The following is a 23,830-nucleotide window of genomic DNA, read 5'->3' as shown; positions in this document are numbered from 1 at the left end:
AAAAGATTGTTCTAAATGCTTGAAGTTTGTTTGAAATCCGTGTATAGTAAACATTTGTAATTTACTAGCTATTTGAAACGGCGCAAGCTTGGATTTGGCCTATGCAGCCGAATCTGTCGTTCAAGTAAGTAGTGGGGGGCACCTCACAAATAAATTCGAGGAGTTATTGTTAATGCGCATTAACATTTTGTTAGAGTCAGCTGAAACTGGCGAACGTATCTATCTAACTTCTAAGAACCGTCGTAACACACCAGACCGCTTGGAGCTTAAGAAGTATTCTCCAAAGTTGCGTCGTGTTACCGTGTTCAAGGAGGTTAAGTAATTATGGCTAAGAAGTCAAAGATCGCAAAAGAATTGAAGATCGAAGCAACTATCGAAAAGTACGCTGCAAAGCGTGCTGAATTGAAGGCTGCTGGAGATTACGTAGGACTTTCAAAGTTGCCACGTAACGCATCACCAGTTCGTGCACACAACCGCGACAAGATCGACGGACGTCCACACGCATACATGCGTCAATTTGGAATGTCTCGTTTGAACTTCCGTGACTTGGCACACAAGGGTCAAATCCCTGGTGTTAAGAAGGCTTCTTGGTAATCGGCAGATTATCATAAGTCTAAAGAAAGCATCCCGTTTATGGGGTGCTTTTTTTGTGTTTAGAAACCTAACAGTTCGCGCTAAGACCTTGAATAAACCCTGTAAACAGTTTAGTATTTAAGTATGCGAAATAGAGATATGAGTAAGATTAAGGCCCTTGAAGAGGCGGCCTATGACTTGGTACAAGCGCAAGGATTAAGTCAATTAAGCATTAATAAATTGGCTAAACGAGCAAATGTATCAGTTGCGACTGCCTATATTTACTATGAAAATAAAGCGGACTTGTTGGGAACTTTATATCAAAGCATTCGTGACACATTAATTCTTAATTTACCACTACCTAACGCAGCTTTACCGGTGCAAGAACAATTTGCACAAGTGATGCGTACGTATGCGGAAACATTTTTAGCACATCCAAAACAAGTCAACTTTATGACGGCTCTAAGCGCGAATCCAGAATATTTACCGGAAGCGATGCAAGGAGACGATAGTTTGTTGGGACCGGCTATGATGGCGGTGATTAAACAAGCTTATGAACAAAATAAGTTGCGAACAAAAAATGTGGATTTGATTGTAGCCCAAGCGCTACAACCACTTCAATGGTTACTCCAAACACGTGCACAACATAAAGCGACAGTACGGGTAGAAGAAGTAGATGCTTTGATTGAGATGGCGCAACGCGCAATTTTCGTCGATTAATAATTGAACTGACATCGTGTGCATAAATAGCACACCAACATTTGGAGGACATACAATGACAGAATTTAACTTTGACGTGCTTTACTTAGGAAGTGGACACGGAACATTTGATGGTGCGATTCCTTTGGCTGCAAGCGGTGTAAAGGTTGCCGTAGTTGAAGCCAACAAGGTTGGGGGAACTTGCCCTAACTGGGGATGTAATGCAAAGGTATTGTTGGAAGAAGCTGTAAAGATTCAACATGCGATCGAAAAGTCAAATGGTGTAATTGCTGGGGAAACAAAGATTGATTGGGCAAAGAACCAAGCACACAAGAATGATGTAATCGATGTTTTGCCAGGTGCCATTGAAGGTATGATGACAGGACAAGGGATTGAAATGATCTTTGGTCGTGGAGCATTGGTTGATGCACACACAGTTGAAGTTGAAGGAAAGACATATACAGCCGATAAGATTGTACTTGCCACTGGACTTCGTCCACACCGTTTGGACATCATCGGAACAGAATTGGCTCACGATTCACAAGACTTTTTGGCTTTGTCAGAAATGCCAGCTAAGATGACTGTTATTGGTGGTGGATACGTGGCGCTTGAAAGTGCCACAATGGCTATGGCTGCAGGTGCTGAAGTCACATTGATTCTACGTGGATCAGTTGCATTACGCTCATTCCCAGAAGCCTCTTCTGACCTTGTTTTGGCAGACTTGGCAGAACGTGGTGTTAAGGTAATGCGTGAAACTGAAGTAGCGTCATTGACTGAAACAGACGGCCAAATCACTGTTACAACAACAAATGGTGAAATCGTTACAGATTACGTCTTGGACGCAACTGGACGTGTACCGAACGTTGAAAACATTGGACTAGAAACAGTCGGGATTAAGGCATCAGCTGCCGGGATTGAAGTTAACGAATTCTTGCAAACAAGTGTTGAAAGCATCTACGCATCTGGAGACGTTATTGCTAAGTCACAACCTAAGTTGACACCAACAGCAATCTTCGAATCTGTCTACCTAATGCGTCGTTTCTCAGGACAATCAGATGCAGCGATTGATTACCCAACTATTGCAACAAACGTCTTTACAACACCACGTGTTGCTATGGCGGGAGTGACTGTACAAGAAGCTGAAGAACAACCAGAATTGTATACAATTGTTAAGCATGACGTTGCTGGAAACTGGTACCGTCAAGTGACTTTTGAAACACAAGGAACAACAACAATGATCTTCGATAAAGAAGGTAAGTTGGTTGGTATTTCTGATGTTTCAGATCGCGCTGAAGACATTGTAAACGCTGTCTTACCAGCGATTGAATTTGGATTCACACCAGAACAAATCAGCCGTTTGGTTGGTATTTTCCCATCAATCGCATTTGATGTTTGGGGACAAGTTTAATTATTTAAAAAGCAAACTAGTCATGGATAACATGACTAGTTTTTTTATATAATTTAGCTGAATTTCGTCAGTATTTATGTTGAGAAATTACAAGAAATTAGGTATAATTATAGAAGTTAATTTGATAAATAGGTTAGGAAATGTATATGTATCTGGTAAAGATTTTAAATCAAGCATTCAATACGGTGTTGATCTTAGGTCGACGTAATAATTGCTTGACTGAACAACGCTCATTGGAAGGACTTGAAGGAATGCCTCTTGATGAAGCACAAGTTGTTCAAGCAATGTGGGCAGGGCGCGGTATTCGTACAGAATTATTTGAATTAGTAGAATCATAAACATATCCTAACGAGGATGATGCTAAAATGATCCTCAGAAGTAATAACCTAATAAAAACCGCGTCTGATATAGGTCAGATGCGGTTTTTTTTGTTTTTTTGAAAAATTAGTGCTAATACCCAAGCGATACAGTAGTGTATACTAGACTATGGACTTTTCGGTATACGTAAGTCGGCTATTCGTTTATGTTGTTTTAAGGGTGGTTTCAGTACAATTAGGAATACTGATATGTTGTCGGAAATCGCCATGGAACGAGAGCGGTTAGGATAAATTCAGTACGAAGTAAATAACATAGGGCACTGTACAGTTGCGAGACGGATAAGCAGTGCTTATGGACCTGTGGAGCATGTATGTAGGTAACTAAGCGACATACGATGAGGTCGATTAAAATGAATGTGTACATAATACTTAAAACAGAGTTGGAGAATACCAAAAAGTAATTGGACATTTCCACACAAATTGCACCTGTACGCCTACATGAAACAGGCATCATAAAGCCATATATATGGAGACAAGTTCTCTCAATGTATGGCGAATGAATGCGTAAGTAGGGTATAATAATATAATATATAAGTGTATCTCATGACACGAATTGAAATAAAGAGAGTTGAACATTGATGATTGAAAAGTTAGATACTGACGGAACTGAATATTTGATAATTGAAGATTTTCCACGTCAAGTTCTTGCGTTGGTAGATCAACCTATTTTTACTGCGGTCCAATTAACGAATGCTACACCAAAAGATACATTGAATATGCATGAAGTATTAACGATTGATGGATTGCGTTGGAGTGAAAATGGTGTTCCGTTTCTGAAATCTGAACGCGGATATATTAAGGCCGATAATAATGATCTAAAACTGTTGGATCTGCAAGCCAATACATATATCTTTGAAAATGTAACGGACGTGTTAGTTACGATGCCGTCAAATTACTACACAGACATAAACTTTAACGATGAAACCCGCCTAACAAAGCAAACACAACGTGGACAGATGGTTCAGGTTCAGGCTGTTGAATGGACGCAGGACGGAATTCCTCGTTTAAAAACAGCAGATGGTTATTTGACAGCTGAGAAGGAATTTATGTCAACGCATTCAAAACCAGTGGCGTATCTGGAAAAACTTGCCCGTAAAGGGATTAAGGGTTTGCATAAAGTTCGTGGCTTCGTGCACCGTGTACGTACTAAAATTAAGAAAACATATTTCAAGCTTGTATACTTGTTTGCATGTCGTTTTGCTAAAATCAATGAAAACAGAATTCTGTTCTTATCTGATTCACGAAGTGACCTATCTGGTAATTTTCAATACATTGTGGAAGAGATTGAACGTCAAGAGTTAGACTTTGATTTGTCATTCCATTTGAAAAAGACAAATAGTGAGAAGAAAACATGGCGTGAATATACACAATTGGCTTGGGGGATTGCAACAAGTCGTTATGTCATTTTGGATGATTATTATCCGATTATCTATCCATTGAAGATTCGTGATGGTGTAGACTTGATACAAGTATGGCATGCAGTAGGGGCTTTTAAAACATTTGGCTTTAGTCGTGTTGGAAAGCCTGGTGGCCCAAATCCAAAATCGAAGAATCACCGGAATTATGATTACGCAATTGTATCCTCAACAAATGTTGCGCCATACTATGCTGAAGGATTCGGTATTGACCGCGAAAAGGTCTTGCCACTGGGGGCGCCACGTACTGATTTGTTCTTCAATGAAGACAAAAAGAAGGCCGACATTATTGAATTGGAAGAACAATTGCCATTCATCAAGGATAAGAAAGTTATTCTATTTGCACCAACATTCCGTGGTTCTGGACAACGTACGGCGCATTATCCATATGAATGGTTAGATTTTAAAGCCTTGTATGATAATTTGGCCTCACAAGACTTTGTCTTTCTGATGAAAATTCATCCGTTTGTTAAGAACAGTTTGAATATCCCAGCTGAATATACTGATTTCTTCTACGATGTATCAAATTATCGTGAAATTAATGATTTGTTACTTGTCTCAGATGTCTTGATTACGGATTATTCATCTGTTGTATTTGAATACAGCTTATTGAAGAAAAAGACAATTTTCTTTACACCTGATTTAGAAGAATACATTGCTGATCGTGACTTTTATGTTGAATTTAATGAATTTGTGCCAGGTCCGATTGCACGTGATTTTGAAACGCTTGTACACGAGATTGAGGATTATGAAAACGCTGATGAAGCACGTTTAAATGGTTTCTTGGATTATTATTTCGATGACTTAGACGGAAATGCTTCAAAGCGTTTCGTTGATGCCTTGCAAAATGGTTTTGAAACTGTGCGTCCACACAAACAAAAATAAGAATCAAATAAAGAGTACCGGATAAAAACGGTGCTCTTTTATTTATAGTAGAGATGCGAGAAATTGACGGTTATTGGAAATATGCCTATACTTAACGTAACAAGTGAAAGTTAGAGAATAATAATGACTAGAAAAGATTTATCAACGGGACAAGTACAAGCCATTATGCGGGAACTCTTACAAGATGTAACAGCCTTTGTAACAGAACACGATAAATCAGTCGTGTTATTGGGAGGGACCTTATTGGGTTATGTCCGACACAATGGCTTCATTCCATGGGATGATGACGTCGATGTGGGGTTGAGCCGTGGAGATTATGACTGGTTCACAAAGTATTACGTACCAAGCAATCCACGTTTTCGATTAATCAAAGAGACGGATCCAGATAGTTTGGTTCCGTATTTGCGTGTTGTAGATACACATTCACATGCGAATTCACCGTATTATCATGTACCCCATGGTGTATTTATTGATATTTTCCCGATTGATGAAATTGATGATAATGTTATTAAACGTAAAATATATCTCTTTGGACATAAAATACTGAATATTTGCCGTAATACGGCTCGTTCAACAGGTATATATCCATCGGATGCAAAGATTGTACCGGTAAAAAAAGTATTAAAAAAAATAATTCATTCAAAATTTACACATTCTTTTAGTATAATGGAAGTACGGTGGGCAAAAGCTTACCACCGTTGCATGAAAACGCCTACACAAGCAGGTGTTTTAAATGGCATGCACGGAGAAAAAGAATTTTATGCGAGAGACCTTTGGCAAGATTTAACGCCGGTAATATTTGAAGGTTCTCAGGTATGGCATGTCACTGATACTGATAGGTATTTAACGCAGCTATTTGGTAATTGGCAGACGCCTGTAAAACAAGAACAACAACACGCACATTTTTGGATTGATGAGGGGTAAGAAAATGATCTATGCACAAGTAATGGCTGGTGGAATTGGTAGTCGTATGGGACATACGGAATTACCAAAGCAATTTTTGAATTTGGCAGATAAGCCAATTATTATTCATACATTGGAAAAGTTTTCACTTGCACCAGAATTCGATAAGATTATTGTTTCTGTACATCCACAATGGATGCAATATGCTCGTGATTTATTTGATAAGTATCTTGATGATGATCGCATCGTGGTCATTCAAGGTGGTGCTGAACGTAACGACACTGTTATGGGTGCCATCAACTATGTTGAAGAAAACTTTGGTCTAACTGAAGATGACGTTTTGGTTATGCACGATGCTGTTCGTCCATTCATTTCAGGTCGTATTTTGAAAGATAACATTGAAGCAGCCGCAAAGTACAAGGCTGTTGATACGGTTATTGGCGCAACAGACACAATTGTTCGCGCTGTCGATGGTGAAATTGTTGAAATTCCAGTTCGTGATGAAATGTACCAAGGACAAACACCACAAACGGTTAATATCCAAGCGTTCCAAGCACAATACAATGAAATGTCAGAAGAAGAACGTTTGATTCTTTCTGACTCTATCAAGGTTATGTTGCTAGCTGGACACAAAGTAGGAATCGTCGATGGAGACGAATCAAATATCAAGATTACACGTCCTTACGACTTACGAATTGCAAATATTATTGCACAGGAGAATTTAGATGTTAAATAATGTCTATCGTCTGACAGGTGTACGCCAAATTGAACGTATGTCTGTTAACACGTCAATTAATGAACCAAATACTGTGATTGTAAGACCTACATTGATGGCCATTTGTCGTGCGGATGAACGTTATTACACGGGGATGCGTGACAAAAAGGTCTTGGCTAAGCGCTTACCAATGGCGCTAATTCATGAATCTGTGGGAGAAGTTGTGCGTGACAATTCAGGTACTTTTGAACCTGGTACACGTGTTGCGATGATTCCAACACATGCGCATGGACATGATGAACTTGTGTCAGACAATTATTTGCGTAGTTCAACATTCCATTCTTCAACAGAAGATGGATTTATGCGTGAATATGTGCAAATGTTGCCAGAAAACTTGATTGCGATTCCTGAAGAAGCACAAGCTAACATGAATGCCTTCTTTGAAGTTGTATCTGTTGCGGTGCAAGCAATCAATCGTTTGAAAGAAACAATGATTGATCGTACAGACAGTATTGGTATCTGGGGTGACGGAAACGTTGCGTACATCACAGCCGTTGTGGCGCGTGAAATGTTCCCAGATGCGCAACTATATGTTTTTGGAAAGCACCAAGAAAAGTTGGATTACATCTCATTTGCAACTACTGTTCAAATTGATGAAATTCCAGAAGACTTACAAATTGATCAAGCAATTGAAGCCGTGGGTGGACAAGGGTCTGAAAGTGCCCTGGATCAAATTATTGATATGATTAAGCCACGTGGAACGATTGTGCTTTCTGGAGTTTCTGAGAAGCCAATTGCCATTAATACACGTATGGTCCTTGAAAAGGGGTTGTCATTAGTTGGTACAACACGTTCAACGCGTGAAGATTTCCAAACATCTATTGATTTGGTTGGACAACACACTTCAGTTAAGGAACGTCTTGAATTGATGGTACCGGAAGTGCAAGAAGTTCGTACAATTCGTGATATTACGGAAGCCTTTGACGACGATTTGACTAAGAACTGGGGAAAGACAGTTCTTGATTGGCAAATGTAGTCGGCTAAAAATAATGTGTTAAACAAAAAGAGTCGGAGAAACGGATGTTTCTTCGACTCTTTTATTGTGTAAAACAGCGAAAAGGTACAAAAAAAGCTCACAGTAATGTGTGAGCTTTTTTGATAGGCAGATGTTAATTGTTAGTTGTAGATGAACTAATAGAACTATTCACATGATTAACGGTCTTAGAAAATGATGATTGTGTTAATAATACGATACCACCCGCGATGATAGATAATGCTAAACTGATCCAAGTTAGATTTTTTGTACGCTTCCAATTCTTAATGAAAGACATAATGGTAATCACAATACCAAATAGCGCTAAGCCAAAGGCCAAATTATTAACCAATGGAATCCAAGATAGGAATAAGGCTAAGCCACCTAACAAAATACCAATAACTGGTAAGATGATTTTTTCGTTTTGTTTTTTCATATTATAAAACTCCTAATGGGGTCCCGGTTGAAGTCTAACTCCAACGATTAAACTTTGTACGTGTAATCAATAGGATAAAGAACCAGATGTTTCCAATTAGGGGAACAAATTGAATCAAAATCCACCAACCACGGAAGTTAATGTCATGTAGACGACGAACTTGAACAGATAGTGTTGCTAGCCAAGTGGCGAAAACAACAATTTTACTAGCTAAGTTTACTGCTAAGTCTGCGCCTGTGTAAATGTCAGTAATAGGGTGTCCTGACGCTTGTTGGATAATCCCAATAACTAGTCCCCCAATTAACCAATTAATGATTACTGGCCACCAATATTGCTTACGTGAGGCAGTACCAGAAAAATTACCAATATTGCGCCAAAATGATGCATATGCTTCAACCATATATGTATATCTCCTAATGTAATACGATGTTACGTGTTTGAAATTTAGAATATAGCATAACAATTGAAACTTATGCAGAGCATTAAAATAGGATATGACATTACGTAAAACGGCTATCTGATGCGGTTTTAGAGATAAACGTGTGAAAAGGTAAATGTACGTATATAGCCAAAATAAAAAACATCGGATGTCAGTAGATATAATCTACGTTTCACCGATGCTTTTATGATGTTCAAGATTTTCTAGCTGTTCATGTCCAATATGGCGTCGAAGACTGTTTGTGGCAATTCAATTTGAGCCTTTTGTCCTTGACGACGCATTTGTTGTTGCTTCTTTGATGTCTTACCACCAGAAGCCGCAGCTTTACGTAGTGGTGGGATATCTGAACGGGCAATAACACGTCCTTCAACCGTTGCTTGAACTGGCATTGCTTGCAGTTTACGAGGCACAAGATCCTTCAGACGTTGTGTAATCTCTTGTGCAAATGATTCAACGCGTAAGCGGTGCATAACGAATGTCAGTGCATCAATGTCGACATAGTCAATGGCAATGTCTAGACGTACTAGGTCAGACGGACCAAAATCATCACGTTCTGTAGACAAGGTTGCAAAACCGTGTGAAACAGACTTTAGTTCGTTAAAGAAGTCGTATGCGATTTCTGAGATGGGCATGCGGTATGTGATTAGCAACATGTCACCAATTGTTTCAAGGTCAGCCAATTCACCACGACGACATTCAGCAAGACGCATGATGTCGTTCAATTGCTCGTTAGGGGCTGTGATTTTTGCACGCACATAAGGTTCTTCAACCTTAACCAATTCGTTGTAACGAGGGAATTGGTTTGGGTTTTCGATGTACAAAGGTGCATCTTGGTTTTTAACTGTGACACGGAAAGTAGAGTTAGGCATCGTTGTTAGGACATCAAGACCAAATTCGGCCTTCAAACGTTCACGAATAATTTGTAGATGGAAGATTCCAAGGAAACCACCACGGAATCCCATTCCCAAGGCTTCAGATTGTTCTGGTTCGTATTGGAACGCTGCATCATTCAAAGATAGCTTTTCAATGGCTAGCTTCAAATCGCTGTATTCACCACCCTTAGGGTAAAGACCTGCATAAACCATGGGTTCGATTTGTTGGTAACCAGGGAATGGTTCAGCTGCGCCATTTTTCTTAGTGGTAACAGTATCACCAACTTGAACAGCGCGAGGGTCTTTAATTCCAGTGATAATGTATCCAACATCACCAGCAGCAAGACTTGTTGTCTTACGGCTCATTGGGTCAAAGAACCCAATTTCTTTACTTTGTGTTTGCACATCTTTAGCCATAAAACGTAATTGGTCTTGGCTGCTTAGTGTTCCTTCAAAGATACGGGCTTGGACAACAACACCTTGGTAAGGGTCGAACTTAGAATCAAAGATTAGCCCCTTTAGTGGCGCATTTGGATCACCAACAGGAGCAGGGATACGATCACGAATGGCTTCTAGGACGCTTTCGATACCTAGACCTGTCTTAGCAGAAATGTGCAAAGTGACTTCAGGCGTGAAACGTTCGTCCAAATCAAGTAGTTCAGCTGCTGTCTTTTCAACATCCGCCATTAGATTGTCAATCTTATTGATAATCGGGATGATTGTTAAGTTAGCATCCATTGCTAGGCGGTAGTTCGCAACCGTTTGTGCTTGAACTCCCTTTGTGGCGTCGACTAGCAATAGCACACCATCTGTGGCAGATAAGCTACGTGACACTTCATAGTTAAAGTCGACGTGGCCAGGTGTATCAATTAGGTTGTATTCAAATTCATCACCATTTGCATCGACGTAGTAGTTACGAACTGTACGAGACTTAACGGTAACACCGTGAGCCTTTTCAACTTCCATATCATCAAGCAGTTGAGCAGAGGCTTCACGATTACTGATGGTATTGGTTGTTTCCATGATTCGGTCAGCTAATGTAGACTTACCGTGGTCAATGTGCGCAATAATTGCGAAATTACGAATATTTTCTTGTCGTTGTGACATATGTAGACGCCATCCTTATTTTATTTGTATTGCTACTATTATAGCAATAAACCAGTAAGAAACGCAGTAGCTAGGGGAGACATCTGATGTTTTTCCATGAAATATAGCGGAATGAAGACACAAAGATATAAAAAGGAAGCAGAGTTATATTTTTAAGATTAACCAGACCTTTGTCCCGTATACTTGGTAGTAAGAAACGCCGGTCGTCTAGCAGCATTTTAGGTAGACAGTATGTGCTAAAATAGGGGTTACAGCGTAACCGAACGAGGAGTAGGAATATGATTAACTTTAAGAACGTCACATTAGATGCACAAGCAGATATTGATTATTGGAACAAAATTTATGTGGAAGCATTTCCAGCATATGAACGTGCCCCATTAGAAGACTTATTGTCATTGGCAAACGAAACAGAAGAAGTATTAATGCAAATCATTTGTGATGATGACAAGCAAGTGGGAATTATCCTCCTAACAAACATGGCACCTGAAAAAGCCTTCATTTTGTATTTGGCAATGGATGCGGATCAACGTGGTCAAGGATATGGATCAATGGTTCTACCAGCCTTACAAGAAATTTTCCCAGCTGGTTTGATCTTAGAAACAGAAGAATTAGATGCAGCAGCCGATAATGCCACACAACGTGAGCGTCGATATGGTTTCTACCAACGTAATGGTATGTTGGATTCATCATTTATGTCATACTCACTAGGTGGTATTTTCCACTTGATGCGTTCAACAGATAGCATTACAACGGATGACTATTTAAAGGCCTTGGATTACTTAAACGGTATTCCTGCATTGGTATTTAATAAATCTAACGTCGAAAATGTTCGTAAAATGATCCAATAATTTTACTTGGATCATTTTTTAACTAAATTTTAAAAAGACTGATTGCGAGTTATTCTTGTCAGTCTTTTTTCTTACTTATCAAGAAAAATCCTGATAAAAGGCGGTGTTGTGCCTTTTTTATATATGACATAAACAATCAATGTCATATAGTTACTTATTTGAAATAAGTCTTTTGTGACAAAAAAAGAACATTGTGTAAATCAGGTGTAACAATTCGTCATATTCCGTAATAAAAAAGCTGGTTTTAAGTACGTGAGAATAGTATACTTTTATAGAATTCTGACGAGTTTACTACTATAAACAAGAGGATATCTTTTATGAAGAACGCCACTTTTTGGCGGTTTGTTTTACAAACCGTATTTTACTTTGGGATTCTATTATTTTTGCTCTACCTATATGGCTATTCAGGTCATGGGCAAGGTGGATTTATTTACAACGAATTCTAATTAAGCAGCACTAAAGAGGGAAGTATTATGTTGACAACAAATATGATTGAAACACTAAATGGGTACGCTGAGACTCAAGGGGACCAAGCAGTATACGATGTTTTGGGGACGAAGCATACATATAAGGAATTGAAGCATGATTCAGATGCATTAGCAGCTTACTTTGATACAGCTAACCTACCAGCAGGTGCACCTGTTATGGTATTTGGGGAACAAGAATATGAAATGTTAGTGACTTTTGTGGCCTTAACAAAGTCAGGACATGCATATATTCCCGTAGATATTAATTCTGCTGATGAACGTATCACATCAATTATTGAAATTGCGGATCCAGCGGCGATTGTAGCTGTGGATGCATTGCCAATTACAATCACTGATGTACCAGTTATTGATATCGCAACTATTCAAGCTGAGATGCAGCAAGATGTTGCGTATGCAGCAGATAACATGGTCCGTGGAGATGATAACTACTACATTATCTTTACATCAGGAACAACTGGAAAGCCTAAGGGTGTTCAAATTTCACATGATAACCTATTATCATTTACAAATTGGATGCTAGAAGCGGACGCCTTTGATGTGCCAAAGCAACCTAAGATGTTGGCACAACCACCATACTCATTTGACTTGTCTGTGATGTACTGGGCACCAACATTGGCAGCTGGAGGAACATTGTTCGCATTACCACGTGATGTCGTGAATGACTTTAAGCAATTGTTTACAGTTTTGCCAACATTGGATATTGAAATTTGGACATCAACACCTTCATTTGCTGATATGGCGATGCTATCAGACGAATTCAATGCGGAAAACATGCCACAATTGAAGTACTTCTACTTTGATGGAGAAGAACTAACAGTTAATACTGCTAAAAAGGTGCACGAACGCTTCCCAGAAGCACGCATTGTTAATGCGTACGGACCAACAGAAGCAACTGTCGCGTTGTCAGCTGTGGAAATTACACCAGCAATGATTGAAAAGGGTGAACGTCTACCAATTGGATATCCAAAGCCAGACTCACCAACGTACGTCATGGCTGATGGTGAAATTCTACCTGTTGGTGAACAAGGGGAAATCATTGTGGCTGGACCAGCCGTTTCAAAGGGATACCTAAACAACCCAGAGAAGACTGCTGAAGCCTTCTTTGAAATTGACGGACAACCTGCTTACCACACAGGTGACGTTGGATTCTTTGATGAAGAGAATTTGATTCACTATGGTGGACGTTTAGACTTCCAAATCAAGTTCAACGGATACCGTATTGAACTTGAAGAAGTATCTCATGTGTTGAACTTGTCACCAATGGTTGAAGCTGCTGTGGCCGTACCACGCTACAACGATCAACATAAGGTACAACAATTACTTGCTTTCGTTGTACCTAAGGCAGGTGTGATGGAACAATATGACAAGCCATTACAAGTAACTAAGGCCATTAAGGAATCTCTTGTAGATGATATGATGCCATACATGATGCCATCACGTTTCATGTACCGTGAAAACTTACCAATGACACCAAATGGGAAGATTGATATTAAAGCCTTGATTGCTGAGGTGAACGCATAATGACTGCTTGGTTGAGTTCGTTACCGAACCTCCAACCCTACGGAAATCCACAATATTTTGGGTATCTGTTACTGGCATTGGTGCCAATCGTAGTTGGAATGTTCTTTGGGAAACGTTTTGCGATTTATGAAACAATCGTTTCGTTTGTCTTTATCCTGTTGATGTTTGCGGGGGCTAGCTGGCCACAATTTTACGCTTTGTTGGGTTATGTTGTGTGGCAAACAGGGCTGGTTGTTTTGTATGATAAATATCGACAAAGGCAAAATAATAGCTGGGTATTCTATACCGCCGTTGCGTTAAGTATTTTACCGCTAGTGGTTGTTAAATTTACGCCATTGCTAAGCGGACATAATTCATTGCTAGGATTTTTGGGTATTTCATATCTAACATTTAAATCTGTTGCAATGATTATGGAAATTCGTGATGGTGTCTTAGATCATGTTGGTATTTGGCCAACGATTCGCTTCATCATGTTTATGCCAACCATTTCTTCTGGACCGATTGATCGTTTCCGTCGTTTCCAAGAAGATGTTACAACCGTGCCAGAACGTGATGAATACGTTGACATGCTACAAAAAGCAGTCTGGTATGTGATGCTTGGATTCTTCTACAAGTTTATGCTGGCGTACCTATTTGGAACGATTATTCTAAAGCCGGTAGAAGGATTTGCTTTAGCACAAGGTGGTTTGTTTAACATTGGAACATTAGGTGTCATGTATGCCTATGGATTGTACCTATTCTTTGACTTTGCAGGGTATTCATTATTTGCCATTGCGATTTCATATTTGATGGGTGTCAAAACGCCAATGAACTTTAATAAGCCATTTGCGGCACCAAACGTGAAGGAATTCTGGAACCGTTGGCATATGTCACTAAGTTTCTGGTTCCGTGATTACGTCTTTATGCGTCTTGTGATGGTTTTGATGCGTCATAAGGTCTTTAAGAATCGTAATACGACATCATCATTTGCTTACTTGTTCAATATGACATTGATGGGATTCTGGCATGGACTAACATGGTTCTACATCGCGTACGGTGTATTCCATGGACTATGCTTAATCATCAATGATTGGTGGCTACGTAAGAAAAAGAAGATTAACTTAACACGTAAGAAAGCTGGACAAGCACCATTACCAAGTAACCGTTGGACATATGCTTTGGCCGTCTTTGTGACATTTAATGTGACAATGTTTAGTTTCTTGTTGTTCTCAGGGTTCCTAGACAAACTCTGGTTCTAAACTTATAGATAATAAAAGAGGGAATATATTATGAATATTAATGAAGAAGTAAACGCAATTATCGAAGATTTGTTCATGGAAGATGTTTCAGACATGATGGATGACGACTTGTTTGATGCCGGTGTCTTGGACTCAATGGGTGTTGTCGAACTAGTATTGGCACTTGAAGAAAAGTTTGCCATTAAGGTACCTGTTTCTGAAATGGGACGTGATGACTGGAACACAGCTAACAAGATTGTGGCTGGAGTAGAGGGACTACGTAATGCTTAAGCGTCTCTGGCTGATTTTTGGGCCAGTTTTGCTTGCCGTATTAGGCGTAATCATTGTTGTTTTTGGAATCAATTTTACTCCGCACATGAGTTTTGATACCGCTAAGAAAACAGCCGCATCTGTTAGTCCAAAAGTGTTTAAGAGTGCGACAATTAAACAAGAATTATTGGATGATACGGAACATCGCTTTGTACCATTTTTTGGTTCAAGTGAATGGAAGCGATTTGATGCATTTCACCCAGCAACTTTAGCTGAGAAATATGATCGTGATTACCGTCCACTATTGTTAGGACAAGCTGGTGCAACATCCCTATCACAATACTTTGGGATGCAACAAATAACAGAACAAATGACAGATAAACAAGCGGTGTTTGTCATTTCACCACAATGGTTCGCCAAAAAGGGTGCTCAACCGGGCACATTCTCGCATTACTTTAGTCCATCACAAGGATTGTATTTCCTAAAAAATGCGACTGATTCTAAAGCGGATCAATATGCAGCACAACGTTTTCTAAAAATGATGCCTGATAGTAATCAGACATCATTGATGAAGAAGGTTGCGGCTGGCGAAACCCTTACCGAAAGCGACCGTAAGTGGATTGATTGGCATCTTGATGTGCAAATGAAGGAAGACCGTTTCTTTAGTTCATGGCGTTTGAATGATGAATATAAAGGTGATGTGGCCTCAAAGTTGAAGGACTTACCTGAAACATATGACCGTCAAGAACTTGCTAAGCGAGCAACTGAAGCAGGTAAGAAGAATACAACGAACAATCCGTTTGGTATTCAAAATAAGTTCTTTAGTGATCGTCTAAGCAGTGAAAAGAAGTTGGCACGTTTAAAGAATTCACAAAAGAAGTTTAATTACTGTGAATCATCTGAATATCAAGATTTCCAACTTGTCTTAGAACAATTAGCGGAAACAAACACAGACGTATTGTTTGTTATTCCACCAGTTAATAAGAAATGGTCTGATTATACTGGCCTAGATATGAAGATGTATGGTGACGCCGTCGATAAGATTAAGTTCCAATTGACGAGCCAAGGTTTCGATAATATCGCCGACTTTTCTAAAGATGGTGATAAGCCATACTTCATGCAAGATACGATTCACGTTGGGTGGAATGGTTGGTTAGCGATTGATGATGCTATTTTGCCATTCTTGGATAATCCAAGTAAGCCACACACATACACAGTGAATGACGAGTTCTTACGAGATGAGTGGGCGAACTATTCACCACGAACACAAGAACACGATGTAAAGTCTGTCTTTAAGTAAACAAAACGGACAAAATTTGATTTATCAAAAAACCGGCATGAGATGATTCTCGTGCCGGTTTTTTAATTATCGGTAACTATAAGGAGCGTATTTGATAAAAATAGGCTTCTTTTTTTGTGGAAAAAACATTGGATGTCTTATTGATGATTAAAATGAGACATCGAGACGATGCAAGAATCCAGAAATTAAAACCGTGCAATCGTATTTTTTGAAGTCGTAAAACGATTAATACACGAACAATGATTCGTTTATTAATAAAATATATGCCTATACCTGTACAATGAAGTCTTTTAATGTTTAAATTAAATTGTAAACACGAACGAAAAGTCGGAGGAGAACAAAATGGTACGGGTTGCGGTAGTCATGGGGTCAATTTCAGATTGGCCAACGATGAAAGAATCAGTCTCAGTTTTACAAACACTGGACATTGAAGTAGAGCGACATATTATTTCGGCACATCGAATGCCAGATGAACTCGCACATTTTGGAAAGCAAGCACGTGAAAATGGGGTTGGCGTCATTATTGCAGGCGCAGGTGGTGCAGCACACTTACCGGGCATGTTAGCCGCCAATACAACATTACCAGTCATCGGCGTGCCGATTCAAAGTAAAGCATTACAAGGGATTGATTCATTATTGAGTATTGTCCAAATGCCAGCGGGAGTCCCAGTCGCAACTGTGGCAATTGGACAAGCCGGTGCTAAGAATGCTGGTTATCTAGCGGGTCAAATGCTAAGTATTCAAGATTCAATTCTGACAGAAAAAATAGAGGCATTCCGCCTAGCACAACGTCAAGCAGCGATTGAAAGTGAGGCTCGTTTTGATGACTAAGCCCATTTTACCGCCAGCTACGATTGGTATTATCGGTGGTGGGCAATTAGGCCAAATGATGGCTCTAGCTGCGAAGCCTATGGGCTATCGTGTGATTGTCTTAGATCCAAATGAACAGGCACCGGCAGTGCAAGTAGCGGATGAACATATCATTGCGGACTATGATGATCAATTGGCGATGCATCAATTGGCTACATTAGCAGATGTGGTAACCTATGAATTTGAAAATGTTGATCGCCAAGCGCTGATGCAAATTGAAACATTAACTGAAGTGCCACAAGGTACACGCTTGCTAGAATTGACCTCTGATCGTTTAAAAGAAAAACGATTTATTCAAGCCTTGGGCTTACCAGTCGCACCGTTTGAAGCGATTGACAATGTGATGGCATTGAGTCGGGCATGTGAAAGCCTTGGCTTACCGGCTATTTTGAAAACAACGACAGGTGGTTATGATGGCCACGGTCAATGGGATATTCGTCATCGCGCAGACTTAGATGATTTAATTCTAAATTGGTCAACCACCATGGAACAGCCATTAATCTTAGAAAAGAAACTCTCATTTGAACGTGAGCTAAGTATTATGGTCACGCGTGATGGCCAAGATAACATTCACACATGGCCAATTGCTGAAAATGTTCATGAAAATCATGTTTTGAAATGGTCATCAGCGCCGGCTGTTGTTTCTGCCACATTAGAAACGAAAATCAAGACGATTGCGCAAACGTTAGCGGAAGCATTAAATCTACGAGGCATGTTAGGGATTGAATTGTTTGTGCAAGGTGATGACGTCTATGTGAATGAGTTAGCACCACGACCGCATAACTCAGGGCATTACACGATGGAAGGAACGAATGTTTCGCAATTTGAAGGTCATATCCGTAGTGTAACTGGTCTAAGCATTGCGCCGATTCAGATGATTGAACCAGCGTTGATGTTGAATCTATTAGGGGATGAGATGACACGCGCTCGTCAGGACTTATCGCAACAAGTTGATTGGCATTTCCATGACTATGGTAAGCAAGAGATTAACGCTGGCCGTAAAATGGGCCATATTACTGTACTCGGGGCATCCGCAATTGCGGCATTAAGAGATTGGGGAAATCAAAATGATAACGCGTGAGGCGCTGTTGATTCGTGGGAAAGCCAAAGAAGTCTATGAGACATCTGATCCACATGTTTTATGGGTACACAATTTAAATCAAGCCACGGCATTGAATGGGAAACAAAAAGAAGAGATTTCAGATAAAGGACATTATACGAATGCGATTAGTGCGTTGTTATTTGGCTATATTAATCAAAAAGGCATTCCAAATCACTTCATTGAACAAATTGATGAATGTGATCAATTAATTCAAGCGTTGACGATGTTTAAGTTGGAAATCGTGACCCGGCATTATGCGGCAGGGAGCTTTGCGAAGAAGTTTGATATTGAACCTATGTCACGCTTAGTACCAACAGTACAGGAACTCTATTACAAGAGTGACCCGTTAGATGATCCAATGCTAAACAGTAGTCAGGCAATGGCATTAGGGTTAGTCACCGATACTGAATTAGTCCGAATGAATGATTTGGCTTTACAAACGAATGCTTACTTACGTGTCTTGTTTGATCGCGTAGGGATTACATTAGTTGATTCGAAATTAGAGTTTGGAAAAAATAAGCAAGGCGAAATTATCCTTGCAGATGAATTGTCACCAGATAATATGCGTTTAATCGACCAAGCAACGGGAGCGTCGTTAGATAAGGATGTCTTCCGTAAGGGAACAGGCGATTTACGTGTTGGATACGCCACTATATTGGAACGCTTACAAGCAGAATTGGGAGAATAATCATGTTTCTAGCAAAGATTTATGTCACATATAAGCCATCAATTTTGGACCCACAAGGTGAAGTTATCAAGTCGGCCTTGCACCGTATGTCATTTACAAATGCGACGCAAGTTACTCAAGGAAAGTATTTTGAAGTGACACTAGATGCCATCGATGAAAACGACGCTGCTAACCAAGTAAAGGATTTAACGGAAGCCTTACTGATTAATCACAACACAGAAACATACCGTTTCGATCTAGAACAAATTGTGGAGGGTTAAAACATGAAGGCAGCGATTGTTCGTTTTCCAGGTTCTAATTGTGATCTTGATATGTATTATGCCTTGCGCGACTTAGGCTTTACACCAGAGATTGTGTCAGAAAAGACCACTGAATTTGCAGGCTATGAAGCGATTTTCTTGCCGGGTGGCTTTGCATATGGGGATTACTTGCGTACAGGGGCTGTAGCACGATTCGCACCGGCCATGACGGGGGTTAAAGAAGCCGCAGATGCAGGAAAGCTCGTTGTTGGTATCTGTAATGGTTTCCAAATGTTGACGGAAGCCGGGATGTTACCAGGACAATTAATGTTAAATGAAGTGCCGAGCTTTATCTGTGATGAAGTGACGTTGGATATTGTGAATCCAACTTCTCGTTTTACCCAAGCCTACACGCAAGATGCAATTACAATTCCAATTGCCCATGGTGAAGGACGTTACTTTGCTGATGCAGAAACAATTGCGAAGTTGCATGAAAATAACCAAGTCATCTTCAAATATCGTGATAACGTCAATGGATCAATTGACCAAATCGCGGGAATTCAAAATGAAGCAGGGAATGTCTTTGGTATGATGCCCCACCCAGAGCGTGCGGTAGATGCATTATTGGGTAATGTGGATGGGCAAAATTTCTTCAAAGGACTTTTACGTCCGGTCTTAACAGGAGTAACGGGATAATGAAACAAGCAGCAAGCGTAAATCCAATGTCATTTGAACCAACAGCCGAACAAGTACGTGATGACCAATTATATGTTGAATGGGGATTAACACCCGAAGAATATGATTTAGTCGTCGCAAAGATTGGGCGCTTACCTAATTATACGGAGACTGGATTGTTCTCAGCGATGTGGTCAGAACACGTTTCTTATAAGAAGTCTAAGCCATTCTTGCGCAACTTCTGGTCAACGAATGAACGTGTCTTACAAGGGCCAGGAGAAGGGGCCGGAATTTTAGATATTGGGGATGGACAGGCCGTTGTCTTTAAGGCCGAATCACACAATCATCCTTCAGCGGTTGAACCATATGAAGGTGCCGCCACTGGCGTTGGTGGGATTTTACGTGACATTTTCTCAATGGGTGCCCAACCAATTGCAGTCTTAGATAGTTTGCGTTTTGGTGAATTAGATAATCAAGCGACACAACAATTAGTTCGGGGTGTGATTGACGGTATCGCTGGTTATGGAAATGCTATCGGGATTCCAACGGTTGGTGGAGAAATTGGTTTTGATAAGGTTTACCAAGGAAATCCGTTAGTCAATGTCATGGCTGTTGGGGTGATGGATCAAGCAGTGATGAAGGTTGGAAAAGCTGAAGGAGTTGGGAATAGCGTCTTGTATGTTGGCGCTAAGACTGGTCGTGATGGGATTCATGGCGCAACTTTCTCATCATCTGAATTTAACACTGAAGCGGAACAAGATCGCTCAGCGGTTCAAGTTGGTGATCCTTTTATGGAAAAGTTGGTTATGGATGCAACCATCAAAGCGATTAAGGAACATGGGGATGTCGTCGTAGGTGTTCAAGATATGGGAGCCGCAGGACTTGTGTCATCATCGGCCGAAATGGCTGGTAAAGCTGGGATGGGGATTCATTTGAACCTTGATAAGGTGCCACAACGTGAAGCCAACATGACACCATATGAATTGATGTTGTCAGAATCCCAAGAACGTATGTTATTGGTTGTACAAAAGGGGCATGAATCTGAAGTACAAGCCATCTATCGTGATGCTGATTTGGATGCCGTTGTCGTTGGAGAAGTGACGGATGATGGTCGTTACCGTCTGTCATTCCGTGATGAAGAAGTCGCTAATCTACCGGTGGATGATTTGGCACGTGCGCCTAAGCAAGAATTGCCAACGCAAAAACCAGCTCGTTTGATGACGCAAAGTAGCACACAATTTGCGCCTGAACTATCAGATGTCACAGACACGTTTTTGCGTTTGTTAAGTCAACCAACAATCGCTACAAAGGCGAAGTTGTTCCGTCAATTTGATTCAATGGTCCGCGCGGATACAGTGATTAAGCCTGGTGGTGACGCAGCTGTTGTCCGTATTCGTGATACGAATAAGGCGCTGGCCATGACCACGGATATCAGTAGTCGTTACACATACTTGGATCCTTATGTGGGGGCTAAGATGGCGGTCGCTGAAGCGGCACGTAACATTGTTGCGACAGGTGCCTTGCCAATTGGGATTACCGATTGTTTGAATTTTGGAAGCCCAGATAATCCAGAAGTCTACTATGAATTAGAACAAGCGGTTGCGGGGATTACAGACTTCGCGAAGCAATTAAATACACCAATTGTATCGGGAAATGTATCTCTTTATAACGAAACAAATGGTCAAGCCATTTACCCAACACCAATGGTAGGAATGGTTGGTTTGCACGAAAATACTGACCACATTACAACCATCGCATACAAGCAAGCCAATGATGTCATTTATTTGGTGGGTGATTTAGCCGGTGACTTTAATGGTTCAGAACTGCAAAAGTTATTGACGGGTGACATTGCTGGTCAATTAGGTACATTTGATGATGCTCGTGAATTAGCAAATCAAGAATTGGTTCGCACTGGTATTCAAGCTGGCCTGATTGCGAGTGCACATGATGTGGCAGAAGGTGGATTAGCAATTGCCTTGGCCGAAAGTGCCTTTAAAACAGGTTTGGGAATTGATGTCGCGATTGATGCACCAGCAAGTTGGTATTTTGCTGAAGCACCATCACAGTTTGTGGTAACTGTCCCAGCTAAACATATTGCCGCATTTGAAGCACTATCTGATGGCCGTGCGACACGCTTAGGACAAGTAACAGATACAGATACATTAAAGATGCAAGCAAATGATCATATGATTGATGTCTCACGTCTTGAGGCAGAAACACACTATCAGGAGGCAATTTCATGGCTGATGAACGCGTAACAACTAGTTCATTGAACGAAGAATGTGGGATTTTTGGTATCTGGGGAACACCAGAAGCGGCTAATTTAACTTACTATGGCTTACATGCTTTACAACATCGTGGTCAAGAAGGCGCTGGAATTGTGTCTAATGACCAAGGGAAACTCATTCAAGAACGCGGTAAAGGCTTGCTAAGTGATATTTTCCGTAATCCAGCGCGTTTGGAACGTTTGTCTGGGGAAGCAGCGATTGGCCATGTACGTTATGCGACCGCAGGCTCAAATGGTTTAGAAAATGTACAACCTTTGTTGGCCAATTTCTCAGACATGCAATTGTCATTAGCGCACAACGGAAACATTACCAATGCAGTGACTTTGCGCCAAGCATTAGAAAAAGATGGCGCGATTTTCCAATCCTCTTCTGATACGGAAATTTTATTACATTTGATTCGTCGTTCAAAGGCCGAAACATTTGAAGAACAATTCAAAGAGGCGTTGAATCAATTACGCGGGGGCTTTGCTTTCTTATTACTAACACCAGAGGGACTCTATGCTGCATTGGATCCACATGGTTTCCGTCCATTTGTCGTTGGACAATTGCCAGATGGTCAATATGTTGTGACATCTGAAACAGCTGCGTTAGCCAATATTGGCGCAACCTTTGTTCATGATGTACAACCAGGTGAATTGCTAAAAATTGATGATAATGGTTTAGTGATGGATCGTTACACAGATAAAACGGACTTGCACATTGATGTCATGGAGTATATCTATTTTGCACGACCTGACTCAACGATTTACGGTGTGAATGTGCATAATGCACGTAAGCAGATGGGCGCAGCCTTAGCACGTGAACATGATGTTGCCGCTGATATGGTTGTCGGTGTGCCAAATTCATCTTTGTCAGTTGCGATTGGTTACGCAGATGAATCTGGGATTCCAAATGATATGGGCTTGGTGAAAAATCAATATATTGCCCGTACATTTATTGAACCAACCCAAGAACGTCGTGAACGTGCAGTGCGTATGAAGTTGAGTGCGGTCCCAGAAGTTGTCGCAGGTAAGCGTATTGTCTTAGTGGATGATTCATTAGTTCGAGGGACAACGTCAAAGTATATTGTGCAAATGTTACGTGAAGCAGGGGCCGCTGAAATTCATGTCCGTATTGCTTCACCAGAATTTAAATATCCTGCCTTCTATGGGGTGGACATGCAAACAACGGATGAGTTATTAGCAGCCCATTATTCAGTCCAAGAAATGAGTGACTTAATTGGGGCTGACTCATTAGCCTTTCTATCATTAGATGGGCTCGTGGATGCCATCAACTTACCTTATAAAGGGGTAGGAACTGGTCTAACCACAGCTTACTTTGACGGTCATTATCCAGCACCGGTTTATGATTATGAACCAGCGTTAGAAACATTAATCGCGGCGGATGCCGTGACTTTTGCAAGTGAACCACAGACACAATATGAACCACTAAGTGAAGTGAAATGATGACAGTGTGATGCGAA

The 23,830-nt window shown here is 40.5% G+C and carries 25 protein-coding genes; 22 read left to right on the top strand and 3 right to left on the bottom strand.

The genetic code is table 11. From position 1 onward, the window contains the following. Window positions 1-172 precede the first annotated feature (172 nt). The 9 genes from rpmG (at window position 173) to WS08_RS03765 (ending at window position 8,011) form a co-directional block, all read left to right on the top strand. Window positions 173-322 carry a 50S ribosomal protein L33 gene (gene rpmG / locus WS08_RS03805; protein WP_009496479.1) on the top strand — a complete coding sequence of 50 codons (150 nt, stop codon included), beginning with the start codon at window positions 173-175 and terminating at the stop codon, window positions 320-322. 2 nt (window positions 323-324) lie between these two features. After that, window positions 325-594 (top strand): 30S ribosomal protein S14, encoded by a 270-nt coding sequence (gene rpsN / locus WS08_RS03800; protein WP_009496480.1) that lies wholly within the window; start codon window positions 325-327, stop codon window positions 592-594. A gap of 138 nt (window positions 595-732) precedes the next feature. Then, complete coding sequence (locus WS08_RS03795; RefSeq protein ID WP_009496481.1) at window positions 733-1,293, top strand: TetR/AcrR family transcriptional regulator; 561 nt, start codon at window positions 733-735, stop codon at window positions 1,291-1,293. 55 nt (window positions 1,294-1,348) lie between these two features. Beyond that, the gene (locus WS08_RS03790) at window positions 1,349-2,680 is read left to right on the top strand and encodes a dihydrolipoyl dehydrogenase family protein (protein ID WP_009496482.1); all 1,332 of its coding nucleotides are present in this window, start codon (window positions 1,349-1,351) and stop codon (window positions 2,678-2,680) included. Window positions 2,681-2,826: 146 nt separating this feature from the next. Continuing rightward, window positions 2,827-3,018 carry a hypothetical protein gene (locus WS08_RS03785; protein WP_009496483.1) on the top strand — a complete coding sequence of 64 codons (192 nt, stop codon included), beginning with the start codon at window positions 2,827-2,829 and terminating at the stop codon, window positions 3,016-3,018. A 617-nt stretch (window positions 3,019-3,635) separates the two neighbouring features. Further along, complete coding sequence (locus WS08_RS06765; protein ID WP_009496484.1) at window positions 3,636-5,357, top strand: CDP-glycerol glycerophosphotransferase family protein; 1,722 nt, start codon at window positions 3,636-3,638, stop codon at window positions 5,355-5,357. A gap of 123 nt (window positions 5,358-5,480) precedes the next feature. After that, window positions 5,481-6,281, top strand: a complete 801-nt coding sequence (locus tag WS08_RS03775; RefSeq protein ID WP_009496485.1) for a LicD family protein — start codon at window positions 5,481-5,483, stop codon at window positions 6,279-6,281. Window positions 6,282-6,285: 4 nt separating this feature from the next. Next, on the top strand, window positions 6,286-6,996 hold the full coding sequence (locus tag WS08_RS03770; RefSeq protein ID WP_009496486.1) for an IspD/TarI family cytidylyltransferase: 711 nt from the start codon (window positions 6,286-6,288) through the stop codon (window positions 6,994-6,996). Further along, on the top strand, window positions 6,986-8,011 hold the full coding sequence (locus WS08_RS03765; RefSeq protein WP_009496487.1) for a zinc-binding dehydrogenase: 1,026 nt from the start codon (window positions 6,986-6,988) through the stop codon (window positions 8,009-8,011). The genes WS08_RS03770 and WS08_RS03765 overlap by 11 nt, the downstream gene beginning before the upstream one ends. 133 nt (window positions 8,012-8,144) lie before the next feature. Here WS08_RS03765 and WS08_RS03760 read toward each other — a convergent pair whose 3' ends face one another. The 3 genes from WS08_RS03760 to lepA form a co-directional block, all read right to left on the bottom strand. Then, on the bottom strand, window positions 8,145-8,444 hold the full coding sequence (locus WS08_RS03760) for a hypothetical protein (protein WP_009496488.1): 300 nt from the start codon (window positions 8,442-8,444) through the stop codon (window positions 8,145-8,147). A 34-nt stretch (window positions 8,445-8,478) separates the two neighbouring features. Next, complete coding sequence (locus tag WS08_RS03755; protein ID WP_009496489.1) at window positions 8,479-8,844, bottom strand: DUF805 domain-containing protein; 366 nt, start codon at window positions 8,842-8,844, stop codon at window positions 8,479-8,481. Between the two features lie 242 nt (window positions 8,845-9,086). Then, window positions 9,087-10,862: a translation elongation factor 4 gene (gene lepA / locus WS08_RS03750; RefSeq protein ID WP_009496490.1), complete on the bottom strand. Its 1,776-nt coding sequence runs from the start codon at window positions 10,860-10,862 to the stop codon at window positions 9,087-9,089. A gap of 278 nt (window positions 10,863-11,140) precedes the next feature. Here lepA and WS08_RS03745 point away from each other — a divergent pair, with 278 nt between their 5' ends. The 13 genes from WS08_RS03745 to purF all read left to right on the top strand — a co-directional run bounded on the left by WS08_RS03745 (window position 11,141) and on the right by purF (window position 23,813). Beyond that, window positions 11,141-11,710 carry a GNAT family N-acetyltransferase gene (locus tag WS08_RS03745; RefSeq protein WP_009496491.1) on the top strand — a complete coding sequence of 190 codons (570 nt, stop codon included), beginning with the start codon at window positions 11,141-11,143 and terminating at the stop codon, window positions 11,708-11,710. A 317-nt stretch (window positions 11,711-12,027) separates the two neighbouring features. After that, the gene (dltX, locus tag WS08_RS03740) at window positions 12,028-12,156 is read left to right on the top strand and encodes a teichoic acid D-Ala incorporation-associated protein DltX (RefSeq protein WP_009496492.1); all 129 of its coding nucleotides are present in this window, start codon (window positions 12,028-12,030) and stop codon (window positions 12,154-12,156) included. 30 nt (window positions 12,157-12,186) lie between these two features. After that, on the top strand, window positions 12,187-13,719 hold the full coding sequence (gene dltA, locus WS08_RS03735) for a D-alanine--poly(phosphoribitol) ligase subunit DltA (RefSeq protein ID WP_009496493.1): 1,533 nt from the start codon (window positions 12,187-12,189) through the stop codon (window positions 13,717-13,719). Continuing rightward, a complete protein-coding gene (gene dltB / locus WS08_RS03730; RefSeq protein ID WP_009496494.1) occupies window positions 13,719-14,957 on the top strand; it encodes a D-alanyl-lipoteichoic acid biosynthesis protein DltB in 1,239 nt (412 codons plus the stop codon). Before dltA ends, dltB begins: the two co-directional genes overlap by 1 nt. A 30-nt stretch (window positions 14,958-14,987) precedes the next feature. Further along, window positions 14,988-15,227, top strand: a complete 240-nt coding sequence (gene dltC / locus WS08_RS03725; protein WP_009496495.1) for a D-alanine--poly(phosphoribitol) ligase subunit DltC — start codon at window positions 14,988-14,990, stop codon at window positions 15,225-15,227. Then, window positions 15,220-16,506, top strand: coding sequence for a D-alanyl-lipoteichoic acid biosynthesis protein DltD (gene dltD / locus WS08_RS03720; protein WP_009496496.1), 1,287 nt, complete (start codon window positions 15,220-15,222; stop codon window positions 16,504-16,506). The genes dltC and dltD overlap by 8 nt, the downstream gene beginning before the upstream one ends. 342 nt (window positions 16,507-16,848) lie before the next feature. Beyond that, entirely contained in the window at window positions 16,849-17,337 is a 489-nt protein-coding gene (purE, locus tag WS08_RS03715) for a 5-(carboxyamino)imidazole ribonucleotide mutase (RefSeq protein WP_009496497.1), read from the top strand. Continuing rightward, window positions 17,330-18,457, top strand: a complete 1,128-nt coding sequence (gene purK / locus WS08_RS03710) for a 5-(carboxyamino)imidazole ribonucleotide synthase (protein WP_009765222.1) — start codon at window positions 17,330-17,332, stop codon at window positions 18,455-18,457. The genes purE and purK overlap by 8 nt, the downstream gene beginning before the upstream one ends. Next, entirely contained in the window at window positions 18,444-19,166 is a 723-nt protein-coding gene (locus WS08_RS03705; protein WP_009765223.1) for a phosphoribosylaminoimidazolesuccinocarboxamide synthase, read from the top strand. The genes purK and WS08_RS03705 overlap by 14 nt, the downstream gene beginning before the upstream one ends. Window positions 19,167-19,168: 2 nt before the next feature. Next, complete coding sequence (purS, locus tag WS08_RS03700) at window positions 19,169-19,426, top strand: phosphoribosylformylglycinamidine synthase subunit PurS (protein WP_009765224.1); 258 nt, start codon at window positions 19,169-19,171, stop codon at window positions 19,424-19,426. Window positions 19,427-19,429: 3 nt separating this feature from the next. After that, window positions 19,430-20,101, top strand: a complete 672-nt coding sequence (purQ, locus tag WS08_RS03695; protein ID WP_009765225.1) for a phosphoribosylformylglycinamidine synthase subunit PurQ — start codon at window positions 19,430-19,432, stop codon at window positions 20,099-20,101. Next, window positions 20,101-22,338: a phosphoribosylformylglycinamidine synthase subunit PurL gene (purL, locus tag WS08_RS03690; protein ID WP_200870257.1), complete on the top strand. Its 2,238-nt coding sequence runs from the start codon at window positions 20,101-20,103 to the stop codon at window positions 22,336-22,338. Before purQ ends, purL begins: the two co-directional genes overlap by 1 nt. Beyond that, window positions 22,320-23,813 carry an amidophosphoribosyltransferase gene (gene purF / locus WS08_RS03685; protein ID WP_038528405.1) on the top strand — a complete coding sequence of 498 codons (1,494 nt, stop codon included), beginning with the start codon at window positions 22,320-22,322 and terminating at the stop codon, window positions 23,811-23,813. The genes purL and purF overlap by 19 nt, the downstream gene beginning before the upstream one ends. Window positions 23,814-23,830 lie beyond the last annotated feature (17 nt).

The sequence above is a fragment of the Weissella tructae genome, assembly GCF_000732905.1.
GTDB lineage: Bacteria > Bacillota > Bacilli > Lactobacillales > Lactobacillaceae > Weissella > Weissella tructae.
This window is presented reverse-complemented; position numbering and strand designations above follow the sequence as displayed.